We start from the raw sequence: 16,311 nt of genomic DNA, 5'->3' as shown, positions 1-16,311 counted from the left end.
ACTCTGCGCGAACCGTTGACCGCCCCCGCCCCTGTTCGTAATCTGCGCGTCACATTCGATCTCGTCAGCGAAACTTTCGAGACAAGGAGCTGACATGCGCACGCTTAAAGGGGCCAGACCGGCCGTGGGGGCGCTGACCTCCGTGCTGCTCGCCGCGGCCACGGTCACGGCCCTCTCGCACAGCGCCTCGGCCGCCGACTCGCTGGCCTCCGCCGCGGCCGGCAAAGGCCGCTACTTCGGCACGGCGGTGGCGGCGAACCACCTCGGCGAAGCCGCCTACGCCAACACGCTGGACCAGGAGTTCGGGGCGGTGACGCCGGAGAACGAGATGAAGTGGGACGCCACCGAGCCCACCCGCGGCGCCTTCACCTTCTCCGCCGCCGACCAGATCGTCACCCACGCGCAGAGCAAGGCGATGAAGGTCCGCGGGCACACGCTGGTGTGGCACTCGCAGCTGCCCTCCTGGGTCTCCGGGCTGGGCGCGGCCGATCTGCGCACGGCCATGAACAACCACATCACCCAGGTCATGCAGCACTACAAGGGCAAGATCTACGCCTGGGACGTGGTCAACGAGGCGTTCCAGGACGGCTCCAGCGGTGCGCGGCGCAGCTCGCCGTTCCAGGACAAGCTCGGTGACGGCTTCATCGAGGAGGCCTTCCGCACCGCCCGGTCCGTCGATCCCGACGCCAAGCTCTGCTACAACGACTACAACACCGACGGCGTCAACGCGAAGAGCACCGCGGTCTACAACATGGTCAAGGACTTCAGGTCCCGTGGCGTGCCGATCGACTGCGTGGGCTTCCAGTCCCACTTCAACAGCGCCTCCCCGGTCCCGTCCGACTACCAGGCCAACCTCCAGCGCTTCGCCGACCTCGGCGTCGACGTGCAGATCACCGAGCTGGACATCGAGGGCTCCGGCAGCGCACAGGCCACCAACTACGGCAACGTCGTCAAGGCCTGCCTCGCGGTCACGCGCTGCACCGGCATGACGGTGTGGGGCATCACCGACAAGTACTCCTGGCGCTCCAGCGGCACCCCGCTGCTGTTCGACTCGAACTACGCCAGGAAGCCCGCCTACGACGCCGTCCTCGCCGCGCTCGGCGGTTCGACCGGCGGCGGGGGCGGCGGCGACAACGGCGGGGGCGGCGGAACCGGCGCCACGTGCACCGTCACCTTCGCCAGGACCGCCGACTGGAACGACGGGTACAACGGCGAGGTCACCGTGAAGGCGGGCTCCTCCCCCATCACCGGCTGGAGCGTGCCGGTCACCTTCCCCGCCCCGCAGAAGGTGACCGCGCTGTGGAACGGCAGCCCCGGCTGGGACGCGGGCGGCACCGTCGCCACGGTGCGGCCGACCTACAACGGCAGCCTGGCGGCCGGGGCCTCGACCAGCTTCGGTTTCACCGTGGCGAAGAACGGCAGCTCCGCCCTGCCGACCGTCGGGGCCTGCACGGCGTCCTGACGGCACCGGCGCGCCGTCCGGACCGGGCCCCTCCGGACGGTGCGCCGTCACGGGCGGCGGCTGCGGCGACGCGTCGTCAGCCGGTCGTGCCGAAGCCCTGCCGGGTGTAGGCGCACTCGGTGTACAGGTAGCCGGAGCGCAGCTTCGCGGTGTCCGAGGCCGGCGCCGAGGAACTGCCGCCCCGCGGCTTGTGCAGGAAATACGTGGTGCCGGCCGGCAGCGAGATGGTCCGCTGCGGATAGTCCTTGCCGCTGTCGCTGCACGGCCGGAACCCGCTCAGCAGGGTGGAGGAGAGGGGGTAGGCACTGCAGCTGGAGCAGGCCTTGACGGTGAGGCTGCCGGTCACCGGGCCGGTGTAGAGGACGGTGATGTCGTCCGGGCTGTCGTTCTTGATCGTCACCGAGATGCTCCCGCCCGTGTCGAGGGTGGGCAGGCGCCTGCCGGCGGCGGGGACCGTCTCGGCGATCTCCGCCGCGATGGCGATCTTCTCGGCACGCGCCCGGTTGCGGGCGTGCGGGTTCTTCTCGGCGAACGCGTTCATGGTCGCGAGGGCCGCGTCGAAGTCGCCGCTGCGGTACTGCGCGACGCCGCAGTCGTACGTCCCCGAGTCGGCGGCCCCGCTCGCCCGGTCGGCGTCCTCGCCGAGGGCGGTGGTGATCTCCGGGGCGCCGCCCGTGACGCCGGCGATCTGCGTCCCGAGGGCACGCAGGCGGTTCACCGCCGTACAGGGGTCGCTGCCGCCGACGTCCTCGACCGCCCGGTCCACGGCGGCCCGGACGTCCGGCTCCACCCGGGGCGCGAGCGCGGAGCCGGGGAAGGAGGCGAGCAATTGGCCGAGGTGCAGCGTCCACTGCGTGTCACCGCCGGTCAGCTCGCTCGATCCGCAGGCGTACAGGGACTGGGCCAGGCGGTCGTCGGGCCAGGTGGCCAGGGTGCCGAGGTCATCGGCCGGGATGGTCTTCGGCACCGTGCGCAGATAGGTGAGCGGGGCGACGGCCTCGCAGTACTTCCTCTGCTCGTAGGCGGCGCCGACCGTGGCGTAGTAGGCCGTCATCCGGTCCCGGACGCGCTCGGCGGCCCGTGAGCCGGGGTGGTCGCGGCGCAGGGCGGCGTAGTCGGCGAGCGCCTTGCGGAACCCGGGCTCGGCGGCGGCGAAGGGCCGGCCCGCGCCCGCACGCACCAGGTCGTCGGCGTCCTGGAGACGGTCGAGGAGCAACCGCTCGGTGGCCTCGTCGCGCGCCCGGTCGTACAGCACGACGCCGCCGGCCGGCACGGCGAGCAGGACCAGGCCGAGCAGGGCGGCCAGCGGTGCGCTTCCCGGCCACGCCAGGGGCCGGCGCAGGGCCGCCGCGGCGCCGTGCGCGGCGGCCAGGACGAGGACGACGGCGTAGGCGACGAGCACGCCGGCCGGCACACCGTCCGGATCGGGCGGCAGCGCGACGATCAGCAGCAGCGCGGTCGCCACCCAGCACGCGGCGGCCGACGGCCACCGGCGCAGCAACGCGTAGCCGAGGCCGAGGCCGGTCAGGTTCAGCAGGCCGACCGCGAGCGCTCGCACGGCGTCCGGCGGGGCCTGCGGCGGCGCGGCCGGCGGCGGGCCGGGCGGCCTCGCGGGCATCGGCGGTCTGGGCGGCGTCGGCGGCCCGAAGGCTCCCTGACCGCTCCCGTAGGCATCACCGGACATGTCGGCTCCCCCCGTCACCCATGCCCCTGCGCGGATGCTGTGCAGTGTACGGAAAATGACGGCACACGGACAGAGAGTGCACAGCGGACGGACAGCGTCCGGGGCCGGTTCCGGCCGCCCCGGCCGACGTACGGGCCGGTCGGGGGCGCGCGCGGAGACCAGGCCCGGCCGTCAGAACCACCGGTCACGCAAAGCATGTCCTCGGCGCATGGGTGCGAGGCCCGGCAGGCATTGGACGCATGTGTCGTACGGCCCGACCATGGAGAGGCCCCGTCCGGCGTCCAGAGCATGCGCCGGGGAACGACCACGCACCTTCGAGGAGTCGAACTGTTCATGCAGGCATCGCGCGGCGTCCGTCTCACCCCGGTGCCCCTCGCGGCGGCGGCCAGGGGAGCCGTCGCGCTCGCCGTACCGCTGCTGGTCGGCGTCCTGACCGGCGCCGTGGTCCCCGCGGTGCTCGCGGGCATCGGCGCACTGTGGGGGGTGGGCCAGGACGGTTCCGACCCCTACCGGCTGCGGCTGCGACGACTGGCCTGCATGGGGCTGGCCGCCGCTTGCGGGCTGCTCGCCGGCGGTCTCGCGTTGCGCAGCGGGCATCCGGTGGCGGTGCCGGGCTGTCTGGTCGCCGCCGCCCTGCTCGGCGGCGTGGTCAGCCTGCGCGGCCCGCTGGCCTCGGTGGCCGGCATGCATCTGCTGCTCGGCGCCACCGCCGGGGCCGGCATCCCCGTACCGGGACCCTGGTGGCAGCCGCCGCTCGCGCTGCTGACCGGGGTGGCCCTGGTGACCGCGCTGTCCACGACGCCGTGGCTGTGGCGGCGGCACGCCATCGAACGGGACGCCGTCCTCGCCGTGTACCGGGCCGCCGCCGAGGCCCTCGCGGCGGCGGGCTCGGCCGGGGCGGAGGCGGCGCGCCGGCGGCTGACCGCCGCGCTCGACCACGCCCACCGGGCCATGGGCCGCCATCTGGCCCGGCCCGTCCGCTCCGGTACGGAGCTGGGCGCGCTGCGCGACGCCTTCGACACGGCGCTGCGGCTGGGCGAGGTGACCTCCGCGCTGGTGTGGGAGGGGCGGGTGCTGCCCGCGCACGTACGGGAGGTACCGCTGGCCCTGGCCGCGCGCCTGCTGCCGGCCGCGGGCACGGCCGCCCCTGCGGCGGGGACCACAGCGTCCACGGCCGATACCTCGTCGGGGGCCACCGCGCGCCCCGTGCCCGGGCGCACCGCTCCCCGGGCCGCCGGGACCGCTGCGCACCCGGCGGACACGCCCACCGCCCCCGGCCCGACCGCGTCCGGCGGAACCCCGGCCGGCACGCCCGCCGCTCCCGTCCCCGCGCCCACCTCCCCCGCACCCGGCGCCGTGCCGGCCGGGTGGCCCGCCGCTTTCGACTCCCCCGCTCTGCGGGCGCTCGCGGAGCTGGCCGGCCGGTCCGGGCGGGCGAGGCGGCCGGACGAGGCGGCGGTGCGGCTGCCCGCGCTGCCCTGGCACGGACGGGCGGCGCAGGTGCGCTACGCCGTGCTGCTCGCGGTCTGTGTGCTGGCCGCGCAGCTGTGCGCCGAACTGCTGCACGGGCCGCGGGGCTACTGGCTCCCCATGACGGTGGCCTTCGTCTACAAGCCCGACTTCGGTCCGGTGCTGCGCCGCGCCCTGCACCGCTGCGCCGGCACCCTCGTGGGCGTGGCGGCGATCGGCGCGGTGACCCTTCTGACCACCGACGCCTACGTCCTGATCGGCGCGGTCGCCGCGTTCGGCGCGGTGATGGCCGTGGGCGTGCGCCACCACTACGCGCTGGCCACGACCGGCCTCACGGCGGTCGTGTTCGTCCTGGTGGACATGCTCGGCGACCACCGGGCGCTGTACTCGGCGCGCATCCTGGACACCGCGCTGGCCGCCGCGATCGTGCTCGTCGCGCACTTCGCGCTGTGGCCGGCCTCGGCGGCCGAGCGGGCCGCCGCGCAGACCGACGCGGCGCTCGCCGCCGCCCGCCGCTACCGGGATCTGCCCGCCGACGCCGCGCCAGGGCGGCGGCACGCACTGCGCCGGACCGCCTACCACCGGCTCGCCGAGGCCCGCCGGGCCGTCGCCCACGCCGACGCCGAGCCGGGCCGTCCCGGCCGGGACCTGGCGGCGCTGGAGGCCGCCGTCACCGCCGCGGAGCGGCTCTGCGACGCCGTCAGCGCGCGCAACCTGGGCGGCGGCGCGGCACCGGCCTCCCCCGGCCCGGAACCGGCGGCCACCGGACCGGGCTCACCGGACTCCCCCGGCGCCCCGGACTCGCCGGGCGCCCCGGACTCGCCGGGCGCCCCGGTCTCCGCCCACCGAGGACCGGACTCGCGGGACTCCCCCGATTCGCCGGGCTCACCGCGCTCCGCCCAGCCCGGACCCGGCTCCCCGGCCGCCCGGTGCGCCGGGTTCTGCGCGGTGGGAGGATGAGCGCGATGGATCTTCAGGTGCTGCGTTCCTTCCAGGCGGTCGCCGAGGGCATGACGGTGACGGAGGCCGCCGCCCAGGCCCGCGTCACCCAGCCGGCCCTGTCGCGCGCGCTGCGCCGGCTGGATGAGGAGGTGGGCGCGGAGCTGCTCCAGCGGGTCGGCCGTCTGCTGCGCCCCACCCCGGCGGGGCGGGTGTTCAAGGAGTACGTCGACGCGACCCTCGACAGCTACGACCGCGGACGGCAAGCGGTCGCCGAGGTCGTCGACCCGGAGGCGGGCGTGGTGTCGCTGGCCTTCCTGCACACCCTCGGCACCTGGCTGGTGCCGAAGCTGGTGACCGGGTTCCGCAGGACGCTGCCGCACGTCCGGTTCGAGCTGCACCAGCACGAGGAGAACGGCCTGGTCCAGCACCTGCTGGACGCCACCGCGGACCTGGTGATCACCAGCGGCGATCCGGGCCACCCGCTCATCACCTGGCGGCGGCTGCTGGTGGAGCCGTTGTGGCTGGCGGTGCCGACCGGGCACCGGCTGGCCGGGCGCGGCCGGGTCCGGCTGGCCGAGGTCGCCGAGGAGCCGTTCATCCTGCTCAAGCCGGGCTACGGGCTGCGCAGCGTGACCGAGACCCTGTGCCGCGAGGCCGGGTTCACGCCGCTGGTCGGTTTCGAGGGCGAGGAGGTGCACACGCTGCGCGGCCTGGTCGCGGCCGGTCTGGGGGTCTCCCTGATCCCGTCGTCGCCGGACACCGCGGCCACCCCCGACTTCCCCATCCGCTATCTGGAGATCACCGATGTGCGCGGCGCCCGGGACATCGGGATCGCCCGACTCACCGGACGGACCCTGCCGCCGGTCTCCCGGCGCTTCATGGACCACGCGCTCAGAGCGACGGCCGCGCCGGCGGCGGAGCCGGGGTGAGGGCCGTCCACGGCGGCGGGGCGGCGCCGTCGCTCCACGCCCGCAGGTCCTCGCCGTCGACGCAGACGATGCCGCACTGCGCGGCGTACTCGACGGCCGGCGCGGTGAAGTCGCTGGTGGTCACGAAGAGCGCGACGTCGGCCTCGTGCACGGTGTAGCAGGTGCCGCCGAAGCGCTGGAGTTCCTCGGAGCCGACCCGGTTGGTGGCGCAGTAACGCTTGCACTGGACGACCACGCGCCGCCCGTCCGGAGCGACGGCCAGCACGTCCGCGCCGAGGTCACCGGCCCCGCCCGCCACCTCCACGTCCGTGCAGCCGTCCCGTTCGCACAGCGCCGCCACCGCCTGCTCGAACTCGTCGGGCCCGAGCAGGTCGTAGTCGACCACCGGCTCCGCCAGGACCACGGTGTCCTCGGCGACCGGCGCGCCGCGGCCGCCGGGACCGGCCTGGGCCGGCACCACGACGGCCGGGGCCTGCTCGGGCGGCGCCTCCAGGGCGTCCAGCGCCGTCCGCGTCCCCTCCCGCAGCGCGGCGGCGGCCCGGTGCGCGGTGCGCTGCGCGAGATGCCCGCGGCGGCGCCGGCGGCGTACGGCGAGGACGGCGGCGGCCGTGCCGGACAGGCACAGTACGGCGGTCCAGGCCGGGCGCCGTTCGGCGGCGGCGAGCGCCGCGCGGGCGGTGTACGCCCCTGCGACCAGCAGGATCGCCAGCAGCGCGAAGAACAGCGCGGTGGCCCGCAGGTCGAAGGCGCGCCTGCGGCCGCTGCGGCGTAGGCTGCGTTCGGGCACGGTCACGACGGCGGGTCCCCCTCCTCGGTGACTTTCGAAGATCACTCCCGCCGTATGCCCGGGATCGTCCGCTTCACCGGCCCAGGGGACATGCCCTTGCCTGGAGCAATGAAGCGGCCGCGGCGCGGGCCGCCGCAGGCTGGAGGTCTGATCAAGTCCGCCGGGAGTACCTGTGAACAGGCCGCCTGAGTGTTTCCGCCGCGATGACCGTCGCACCGAGCCGGTCCGCACGCCCCCGTGTCCGTCCCGCCCGACGCGGGCGGCGGCGCGCCGGACTGCGGCCGGGTGCGGCCGGGGCGAGCGATGAGACGGGCGGCGCCGCACGCGGACGGCAGGCCGCCCGCGGCGGCGGGGACCCCGTCGTCCCGGGTGCCGGCCCCGCCGAAGTGGCTGCGCTGGCTGCCCTTCCTGTACGTGGCCGGAGTCCTGGCGCTGGAGCCGGCGACCCCGGTGGCCTGGCCGGTCAGTTTCCTGCTCACCGCGCTGCCGCTGGTCGCCGCCTACGCCTACGGTCCGGTGGCGGTGGCCGCCTTCACCTTGTTCGCCATCGTGTTCGAGGGAGTGCTGGCGGGCACCCCGTGCTGCGCGGGACGTTCCGTCGGCTATCTCTGGGACCGCCACTACGTGGCCAACTACGTGTGCACCAGTCTGGTCGGGATCCTCGGCACGACCCTGGCCGTGCACCGGATCCGCCGGGAGCGCACGCTCGCCACGGTGCGGTCCGTCGCCGAGACCGCGCAGCGGGTTTTACTGCGCCCGGTGCCGCGCCGGCTCGGCCAGGTCTCGGTGGAGACGCTGTACCTGTCCGCCGCCGCGGAGGCCCGGATCGGCGGCGACCTGTACGAGGCGGTGCCGACGGTCTACGGCGTACGGCTGCTCGTCGGCGACGTGCGCGGCAAGGGACTGGCGGCCGTGGAGACCGCCGCGACGATACTGGGGGCCTTCCGGGAGGCGGCCCACGACGAGCCCGATCTGACCGGTGTGGCGCGCCGGATGGAGCGCAGCATGAGCCGTCATGCCGCGCAGCTGCCAGGCGGCGAGGCGGCGGAACGGTTCGTCACGGCGGTGTTCGCGGAGATCCCCGACGACGAGCACATGATGCGCCTCGTCAACTGCGGTCATCCGCCACCCCTGCTCATCCACTCCGGCCGGATCACCGAGCTGCACGCGAGCGCCCCCTCGCCGCCGATCAACCTGGGCACGCTGGCCGGCAACGGCTACCACGTGGACGTGGTGTCCTTCCGGCCGGGCGACCAGTTGCTGCTGTACACCGACGGCGTCACCGAGACCCGGGACCCCGGCGGGACCTTCTACCCGCTGGCCGAGCGGATGGGGCCGTGGGCGCTGCTGCCGCCGCGCGAGCTGCTGGACCGGCTGCACGAGGACCTGCTCGACTACAGCGACGGGCGGCTGGACGACGACATCGCCGCGCTCGCCGCGTACCGGATGCCGGGCCGTCCCGGCGAGGACGGGGCCTGACGGGCCCCCTCGGGTGCGGCCCTGGTCCGCGTACGGCCCTCGTACGCGCACAGCCTTCGCAGGGCTCCCGGCGCCGGGCGGCCCGGAGGTCGCCGCGGTGTGCGGCGGGTCAGCGGTCCGACGGTGCGCGGCGACCCGTGCGGTCGCGGGCGGCCAGGGCTCGCTGGGCCAGGGACAGGCCGGGCGGCAGCCGGCGGCGCAGCGCGGCGCGGGCCGCGTTGGCGCCGGGCGCGCCGTGCACGCCGCCGCCCGGATGGGCGCCCGCGGAGGCCAGGAAGAGGCCGGCGACCGGCGTCTCGGGGCGGCCGGTGCCGGGAACCGGGCGGAACACGAGCTGCTGGTGGACGGCCGTGGTGCCGCCGTTGACGGCCCCGGTGTCGAGGTTGCGGTCCAGCGACTGGAGGGTGCCGGGGGCGAGGATGCGGCGGGCGCGGACGCGGCCGCGGAAGCCGGGGGCGAACCGCTCGACCTGCCGTTCCATCCGGTCGGCCATGATCTCCTGCTCGCGGGGGCCCCAGGCGCCGGTCAGCCCCTCCTCGCCCGCGTCGCCGGTGATCTCGCGGGGGACGTGGGTGTAGGCCCAGGCGGATTCCGTGCCGAGCGGTGAGCGGGTGGCGTCGGCGGTGGTCATCTGGCCGAACACGGTGAAGGGCCGGTCGGGCACCTGGCGCATGGCGATCTGCGCGGTGAACCGGGTGAGCTCGTCGAAGCCGTCGGCCAGGTGGACGGTGCCCGCGCCCACGGGACCCTCGGTGCGCCAGGGCACGGGTCCGTCCAGCGCCCAGTCCACCTTGAAGGTGGCGAAGTCCCACTGGAAGCGGCGCAGATCGGCCAGCAGCTGGTCGGGCAGCTCGGCCGGGTCGACGAGGCGGCCGTACAGGTCGGGCGCCGAGACGTCGGCGAGGACGGCGCGCCGGGCGGGCACCAGGGCGCCGCCGGCCGTCCGGACGCCGACGGCCCGACCGTCGTGCACGACGACCTGGTCGACGCGCTCGCCGCAGCGCAGGACGCCGCCGCGGCTGTGCAGCCGCCGGGTCAGGGCGGCGGTGAGGGCGCCGGAGCCGCCGACCGGGACGGGGAAGCCGTGGCTCTGGCCGAGCATGGACATCAGCCAGCCGAAGCCGCCGCTGCCGGCGGACTCTGGGGCGAGGTCGGCGTGCAGGGCGTTGCCGGCCAGCAGGAGCCGGCCGCCCTCGCCGCGGAACTCCTCCTCCCCCATGCGGCGCACCGGCAGCAGCATGGTGCGGGCCACCCGCAGCCCGCCGGCCCCGCGCAGCCGGGCGAGCAGCCGGACCCCCGCCCTGACGGGCGGGAACGGCGCGAACAGGGCGTCCATGAGGTCTCCGCCGAGGCGTTCCCACAGCTCGTACAGCCGGCGCCAGGCGTCGCCGTCGCCGGGCGCGAAGGCGTCGAGCGAGGCGGCGGTGGTGTCGACGCCCCGGTCGAGGACGGCGCACCGGCCGTCGGTGAGGGGGTGGGCCAGCACGTGCGGGGCGTGGCTCCAGCGCAGCCCGTGGTCCTGGAGGCGCAGGGCGGCGAGGACGGGCGAGGCGACGGCGAGCGGGTAGAACGAGCTGAACAGGTCGTTGACGTAGTCCGGGTGCACGCCCCGGTCGTGGCGGACGGCGCCGCCCGGTTCGGGCTGCTCCTCCAGGACCTCCACGCTCCAGCCGGCGTCGGCGAGCAGGTTGGCCGCCACCAGGCCGTTGGGGCCGGCGCCGATCACCACGGCGTCAGGCATGCCCGCCGCCCGGCTGCGGAGTACCGGCGTTCTGCTGGGCCCTCTGGCGGCGGCCGTTGTCGGCGTCGGTCTCGCAGACCTTGGCGAGCCGGGCGAGCATGGCGCGGTGGCGGAGCTGGATCAGCGTCTCCACGGCCATGTTGTGGACCACGCCGCCCGCGCCCTGGAGGGGGTGCTCGTCCACGATCACCAGACAGTGCTCGCCCCAGGGGCGTACCTCGATGGCGATGCGCCCGGTGCCGAGGATGCCCGCCTGGGCCTCCAGTTCGAGGAGCGAGCCCTCCTCGCAGTTGCGCACGATGGTCTGGTTGGTGAGCCGTACGGGGCCGAGACGGACCTGGTACTCGATGGCCGAGTCAAGTTGCGGCCACTGGCCGCGCAGCGGGTGGGACTCGGCGGTGCCGACCACCCATTCGGCGTAGCGGCTGCCGTCGGCCAGGACGGCCCACACCGCCTCGGGGCTGGTCCTGACCAGCCGGTGACGTACTGCCACAGGGTGCCTCCGCGGGTCGGTGGGGCGCGAGGGGCGATGCGGTACCAGGCTCTCCGGTCGGCCGCGGGGCTGCAATTCGTGCCCGGCGCGGGCGGGGTCAGCGGGCGCGGTCCTCGGTGTGCGCCGGAGTGCCGTGGTCCTCGCCCCGGTCCGGTGCGCCGTCGGGCGCGGGCGGCAGCGCCAGATGGGCGAGGTCGCCGGGCCGGGGGCTGCTCACCGGCCACAGCGGCGCCGGGGTGCCGTCGGCGACGGCGGCCGGGGCGTCGGTGAGGTTCATGCGCTCGCGCAGCCGGCCGTAGAAGTCCATGGGGCCGAGCCGTGCGGCCCGCAGCCGGCGCGGGGCGGCGTAGACGCCGATCCAGTCGCCCGGGTCGAGGACGCCGCGCAGCTGGCCGTCGACGCTGACGGCGGCCTGGCCGGAGCGGTCGAGCAGGCGCAGGGCGACGGGTTCGTCGGGGGCGGCCACGACCGAGCGGTTGAACGCCATGTGCGGGGCGACGGGGGTGAACACCAGGGCGTCGGCGCGCGGGGAGACGACGGGGCCGCCGGCGGCGAAGCTGTAGGCGGTCGAGCCGGTCGGGGTGGCGACGAGCAGCGCGTCGGCGGAGTAGGAGGCCAGCAGCCGCCCGGCGAGGTAGACGCCGGCCGAGACCTGGCGGTCACGGGCGAGTTTCTCGACGGCGATCTCGTTGAGGGCTGTGACGTTCAGTGCCACGCCCCAGTCGCCGCCGGACTCGCAGTCGCTGCGCACCCGCGGCGGGGGCAGCATGGGGCGACGGCCGTAGCGCATCAGTTCCTCGATGCCGGCGGGGATCTCCAGGCGGCGGGAGGCGCGCACGGTGAGCAGCATGCGGCTCTCGACCGTCAGCCGGTCCTCCAGTACGGCGTCCAGCGCGGTGCGCACGCGGGTGACGGGGACCTCGGTGAGGAAGCCGACGCGGCCGAGGTCGACGCCGAGGAGGAGGGCGTCGTTCTCGGCGGCGAGCCGCGCGCCGCGCAAGAAGGTGCCGTCGCCGCCGAGGGTGACGATGAGGTCGGGGTCGCCGGCGGTCTCGACCTCCGCGCGGGCGTCGCGCCGTCCGCCGTCGTGCCACACGTCGATGTCCGTGCACCGCACGGCGCGCTCCTCGCACCAGGCGTGCACGACCCGCTGAGCGACCTGGGCCTCCGGACGTCCGCCGTGGACGACCAGGCCGATCCGGCGCACCGTCACGGCATCCGCGAGTTCCCCTCGCAGCCTCTTGGAAACATCGAAGAGTGTGTGCGTTTTCCTGGGAATCAAGGGCATTCGGTGGAGCGGAGGTTGATAATCATGGTTCCTTTGCTGCTCGTTCTGCTGCTCGCCCTGATCCTCTTCGGTGCCGGCTTCGCGCTGAAGATCCTGTGGTGGGTCGCTCTCGTCGTGCTCGTGCTGTGGCTGCTCGGCTTCATCGTGCGGCCGGCCGGCGGCGGTGGCCGGAGGGGTCGCTGGTACCGCTGGTGACGGCCGTCGGCGCGACGGCAGTCGCCGTCCGCGGCAGTGGTCGTCGACGTACGCCCGGCTTCGTGCCGGGCGTACGTCGTTTCGCGGGAGGGAAGCAGAAGGCCGGGGGTGCCGGGCAGTCGCCCGGGGGAGCCTGACTCGAGGTAAAGGGATCGTATGGTCTAGTCCAAAGAATCACCTGGTCCAGACCACTCCATTGACGTGCTCGCAACAGGGTCAGGAAGCTTGGGGCCACTTCCCCACCCCACCCCCTGGAGGCACGCAGTGAGACGTCTTCGCGCATGTCTGGGCGCGGCCGCCGCCGTCGCCGTCGCCGCCGGCACCACCGCCCTGGTCGCCGGCAGCGCCTCGGGCGCGACCAGCACGGCGGACGCGCTGAGCAACCGCTGGTACGCCGCGGCCCCGTATCTGATGCCGCTCGACAACGACCCGCCGAGCGCGAGCGCCATCATGGACGCCACCGGCCTCAAGGCCTTCCAGCTCGCCTTCATCCTCGCGCCCGGCGGCGGCGGCTGCTCGCCGACCTGGGACGGCACGGCCGCGGTCTCCTCGGACACCGCCGTGAAGTCCGTGATCGACGCGATCCGCGCCAAGGGCGGCGACGTCTCCGTCTCCATCGGCGGCTACGGCGGCACCAAGCTCGGCCAGGCCTGCTCGGACGCGGCCTCCACCGCGGCGGCCTACCAGCAGGTCATCACCAAGTACGGCCTGCACGCCATCGACTTCGACCTGGAGGAGCCGGAGTACGAGAACACGGCCGCCATCAGGAACGAGATCGGCGCCGCCAAGATCCTCCAGCAGAACAACCCCGGTCTCTACGTCTCCGTCACCACCGCGGGCACCGCCGACGGAACCGGCTGGTTCGGCAAGCAGATGCTGCTGGAGGCCAAGGCGCAGGGCTTCACCCCGAACAACTTCTCCATCATGCCCTTCGACGGCGGCTTCAACGGGGCGGCCTCGCAGACCAGCGCGCTGACCAACTTCAACAAGATCCTCCAGTCCACCTTCGGCTGGAGCGAGGCCACCGCCTACGCCCACGAGGGCTTCTCCGGCATGAACGGCCGCAGCGACACCGGCGAGATCTTCACCCAGGCCGACTTCCAGACCGTGCTGGACTACGCCACGAGCCACAACATGGACCGCTTCACGTTCTGGTCGCTCAACCGCGACCGGCAGTGCACCCCGGCCGACAACGGCGGCCGCACCTCGGGCACGTGCTCCAGCGTGGCCCAGAACTCCTGGGACTTCGCCAAGTACTCGGTGAGGTTCGCCGGCGTCACCCCGCCCACCACTCCCCCGACCTCCCCGCCGCCCAGCAGCCCCACGCCGCCGCCGAGCACCCAGTGCAAGTCCGCCTGGAGCGCGAGCACCGCGTACACCGGGGGCAGCGAGGTGTCGTACAACGGCCACAACTGGAAGGCCAAGTGGTGGACCCAGAACGAGACCCCGGGGGCCTCGCAGTGGGGTCCGTGGGAGGACGAGGGCGCCTGCTGACCTACGCGCCCCCTCCCCGCTGACCGGAGGACTCGTCCCGGCCGGGCCGGCGCACCACCGTGAGGAGGTCGTCGTGCCCGGCCAGCGCGCCCAGGGACAGGGTGCGGTAGCCGGCCTCCTCGAACAGGACGGTGATGCGGTCGCCGTCCTGGCTCAGCACCGTGCCCGCGCCCCACTGCCCGTGCCGCACCTCGGCGCCCACCGGATAGCGCTCCGCGGCGGGATGGACGGGCCTGCGGACGGCGGCGGCCGCCTCCGGGTCGGCCTCGGCGGCCGTGCAGCGGTCGCAGTTCCCGCACGGCGGCTCGTAGGCCTCGCCGAAGTAGCCGAGCAGGAAGTGCCGCCGGCAGCCGGTGGTCTCGGCGTAGGCACGGGCCATCGCGACGCGGGAGCGGTCGGTGCGGCGGTGCGCCTCGGCCGTGCGCTCCGCCTCCTCGGCCGCCTCGCCGGGCGGGGTGCCGGCGACGGGGCGCACCTCGCCCTCCTCGCCCGTGGTGACGGCTCCCGCCTCCTCCAGCAGGTTCACGGCCGTGGTCACCCGGGGGCGGGAAAGGCCGGTGTCCTCCCGGAGTCCGGCCAGGTCGGCCGGGTCGTCGCGGTGGTCGTGCACGGCGCCGGCGACCTCGTCCAGGGTGTCCCGGCCGGTCGTACGGGAGGCGAAGTAGGCCTGTATGCCGGTGTCCTCGGGCCGGTAGTGCAGCACCGCCAGGGCCGCTCCGCCGTCCCGGCCCGCGCGGCCGATCTCCTGGTAGTAGGCGTCGAGCGAGCCGGGCAGCGCCGCGTGCAGCACGAACCGCACGTCCTCCTTGTCGATGCCCATGCCGAAGGCGGAGGTCGCGACGACGACGTCGGCCGCCCCGGAGTGGAACGCCGCGTGGATGCGGCGGCGTTCGGCGGCGCGCAGCCCCGCGTGGTAGGCCTCGGCGGTCAGCCCCAGTTCGGCCAGCTCGCGCGCGCACCGCTCGGTGTCCTTGCGGGTGGCCGCGTAGACGAGGCCGGGCTTCGGTTCGCCGGCGGCCCGTTCGACCACGGCGCGCCGCCGCTCGTCCTCGTCCTGGAAACGGCGCACCTCCAGCCGGATGTTCGGCCGGTCGAACCCGGTGACCAGCACCCGGGGCCGCTCCATGCCGAGCCGTTCGACGATCTCCCGGCGCACCGGCGGGGCCGCGGTGGCGGTCAGCGCCAGCAGCGGCGGGCGGCCCAGCCGGCGTACGGCCTGCGCCAGGCGGAGGTAGTCGGGGCGGAAGTCGTGGCCCCAGGAGGAGACGCACTGCGCCTCGTCCACCACGAACAGGGCGGGCCTCGCCCCGGCCAGCCGCTCCACGACCTCGTCCTTGGCCAGTTGCTCGGGGGCGAGGTAGAGGAAGCGGGCCGCGCCCTCCTCCACCGCCCGCCAGGCGGCCTGTTCCTCCGCGGCGGTGAGGGCGGAGTTCAGGGCGACGGCCTGCGGCGCCTGCTCGGGCAGCCCGGCGATCTGGTCGCGCTGGAGGGCGATGAGCGGCGAGACCACCACGGCCGGTCCGGGCATCAGCAGGGCGGGGACCTGGAAGATCGCGGACTTGCCGGAACCGGTCGGCATCACCACCAGGGCGTCGTCGCCGGCCAGCACCCACTCCATGGCCGTCAGCTGCCCCGGCCTGAGCGTGTCCCAGCCGAAGACGTCGGCGGCCGCCGCGCGCAGCCGCCGCGCCGGCTCGCCTCGCTCGTCCCGTCGGTCCGTGTCGGTCATGTCCGGCTCCCGGTCGCTTCCGGCGGGCTGGCGCGCCCCCGCCCGAGGGGCCGCCCCGGCGCGGCGGACGACCGGGGGCGGCGCGCTCGCGGGAGGCCGGGGGGGCGGAGACGACCATGGCCAGTTTCGGCCACGGGACGAACGGCCACAAGGGGCCGATCGCGCGAATCGGGCGGCGGCCGGACCGCGGACGTCCTGCGGGCTGGGCGGTCCGGGTGCGGACGGGTGCGCGCGGGCGTCAGGCACGGGTCCGCCTGCTGTGGGTCAGCCATTCGGCGAGGACCGCGGCCTGGCTGTGGTCCACGTCCTTGGTGGCGGTGAGCAGGGTGACGCGGTCGTGGTCGGCGAGGTCGCGGAGGTGGCCGACCGCCTCCCGGTGGCCGGCGTCGCGCAGTTCGGCGAGATAGCGACGGCGGAACTCGTCGAACCGGCTCGGCTCGTGGCCGTACCAGTGCCGCAGGTCGGTGGAGGGCGCCGCGTCGCGCAGCCACTCGTCCAGGTGGGCGTCCTCCTTGCGCATCCCGCGCGGCCAGACCCGGTCCACGAGCACGCGCTTGCCGTCCTCGGGCGAGGTGTCCTCGTAGACGCGCCGGTAGGTGATGTGCTCGGTCATGGGTG

Annotated in this window: 13 protein-coding genes; 6 read left to right on the top strand and 7 right to left on the bottom strand. The window is 75.0% G+C overall.

Annotated features, from left to right (window positions below; genetic code table 11):
• Positions 1-94: 94 nt before the first annotated feature.
• Positions 95-1,462, top strand: a complete 1,368-nt coding sequence (locus AB0N63_RS20420; RefSeq protein ID WP_365530406.1) for an endo-1,4-beta-xylanase — start codon at positions 95-97, stop codon at positions 1,460-1,462.
• A gap of 76 nt (positions 1,463-1,538) precedes the next feature.
• On the opposite strand, the gene AB0N63_RS20415 is transcribed toward AB0N63_RS20420, so the two are convergent.
• Positions 1,539-3,080 carry a hypothetical protein gene (locus AB0N63_RS20415; protein WP_365530405.1) on the bottom strand — a complete coding sequence of 514 codons (1,542 nt, stop codon included), beginning with the start codon at positions 3,078-3,080 and terminating at the stop codon, positions 1,539-1,541.
• A gap of 399 nt (positions 3,081-3,479) precedes the next feature.
• On the opposite strand from AB0N63_RS20415, the gene AB0N63_RS20410 reads away from it, so the two are divergent.
• Together AB0N63_RS20410 and AB0N63_RS20405 are read left to right on the top strand one after the other, a co-directional pair.
• Complete coding sequence (locus tag AB0N63_RS20410) at positions 3,480-5,576, top strand: FUSC family protein (protein ID WP_365530404.1); 2,097 nt, start codon at positions 3,480-3,482, stop codon at positions 5,574-5,576.
• Positions 5,577-5,581: 5 nt separating this feature from the next.
• Positions 5,582-6,487 carry a LysR family transcriptional regulator gene (locus AB0N63_RS20405; RefSeq protein ID WP_365530403.1) on the top strand — a complete coding sequence of 302 codons (906 nt, stop codon included), beginning with the start codon at positions 5,582-5,584 and terminating at the stop codon, positions 6,485-6,487.
• Here AB0N63_RS20405 and AB0N63_RS20400 read toward each other — a convergent pair.
• On the bottom strand, positions 6,450-7,280 hold the full coding sequence (locus tag AB0N63_RS20400) for a restriction endonuclease (protein WP_365530402.1): 831 nt from the start codon (positions 7,278-7,280) through the stop codon (positions 6,450-6,452). The two genes, AB0N63_RS20405 and AB0N63_RS20400, sit on opposite strands and share 38 nt — an antisense overlap.
• 297 nt (positions 7,281-7,577) lie before the next feature.
• Here AB0N63_RS20400 and AB0N63_RS20395 point away from each other — a divergent pair, with 297 nt between their 5' ends.
• Positions 7,578-8,753, top strand: a complete 1,176-nt coding sequence (locus tag AB0N63_RS20395; RefSeq protein ID WP_365530401.1) for a PP2C family protein-serine/threonine phosphatase — start codon at positions 7,578-7,580, stop codon at positions 8,751-8,753.
• 109 nt (positions 8,754-8,862) lie between these two features.
• Here the strand turns inward: AB0N63_RS20395 and AB0N63_RS20390 are convergent, their stop codons facing one another.
• The 3 genes from AB0N63_RS20390 to AB0N63_RS20380 all read right to left on the bottom strand — a co-directional run bounded on the left by AB0N63_RS20390 (position 8,863) and on the right by AB0N63_RS20380 (position 12,200).
• Positions 8,863-10,494 (bottom strand): NAD(P)/FAD-dependent oxidoreductase, encoded by a 1,632-nt coding sequence (locus AB0N63_RS20390; protein WP_365530400.1) that lies wholly within the window; start codon positions 10,492-10,494, stop codon positions 8,863-8,865.
• A complete protein-coding gene (locus AB0N63_RS20385; RefSeq protein ID WP_365530399.1) occupies positions 10,487-10,987 on the bottom strand; it encodes an SRPBCC family protein in 501 nt (166 codons plus the stop codon). The genes AB0N63_RS20390 and AB0N63_RS20385 overlap by 8 nt, the downstream gene beginning before the upstream one ends.
• 97 nt (positions 10,988-11,084) lie before the next feature.
• On the bottom strand, positions 11,085-12,200 hold the full coding sequence (locus AB0N63_RS20380) for an NAD(+)/NADH kinase (RefSeq protein ID WP_365530398.1): 1,116 nt from the start codon (positions 12,198-12,200) through the stop codon (positions 11,085-11,087).
• A gap of 99 nt (positions 12,201-12,299) precedes the next feature.
• Between AB0N63_RS20380 and AB0N63_RS20375 the strand changes: the two genes are divergently transcribed.
• Positions 12,300-12,470 (top strand): hydrophobic protein, encoded by a 171-nt coding sequence (locus AB0N63_RS20375; protein WP_360719660.1) that lies wholly within the window; start codon positions 12,300-12,302, stop codon positions 12,468-12,470.
• A 264-nt stretch (positions 12,471-12,734) separates the two neighbouring features.
• Positions 12,735-13,964: a chitinase gene (locus tag AB0N63_RS20370; protein ID WP_365530397.1), complete on the top strand. Its 1,230-nt coding sequence runs from the start codon at positions 12,735-12,737 to the stop codon at positions 13,962-13,964.
• 1 nt (position 13,965) lies between these two features.
• Here the strand turns inward: AB0N63_RS20370 and AB0N63_RS20365 are convergent, their stop codons facing one another.
• Together AB0N63_RS20365 and AB0N63_RS20360 are read right to left on the bottom strand one after the other, a co-directional pair.
• Entirely contained in the window at positions 13,966-15,693 is a 1,728-nt protein-coding gene (locus tag AB0N63_RS20365) for a RecQ family ATP-dependent DNA helicase (protein ID WP_365530396.1), read from the bottom strand.
• 238 nt (positions 15,694-15,931) lie between these two features.
• Positions 15,932-16,306 carry a DUF488 family protein gene (locus tag AB0N63_RS20360; RefSeq protein WP_365530395.1) on the bottom strand — a complete coding sequence of 125 codons (375 nt, stop codon included), beginning with the start codon at positions 16,304-16,306 and terminating at the stop codon, positions 15,932-15,934.
• Positions 16,307-16,311 lie beyond the last annotated feature (5 nt).

It is taken from the genome of Streptomyces sp. NPDC093260 (assembly GCF_040683715.1).
Lineage (GTDB): Bacteria > Actinomycetota > Actinomycetes > Streptomycetales > Streptomycetaceae > Streptomyces > Streptomyces sennicomposti.
Note: the sequence above shows the minus strand (reverse complement) of the source record. Positions and strands in the feature narration are given on the sequence as shown.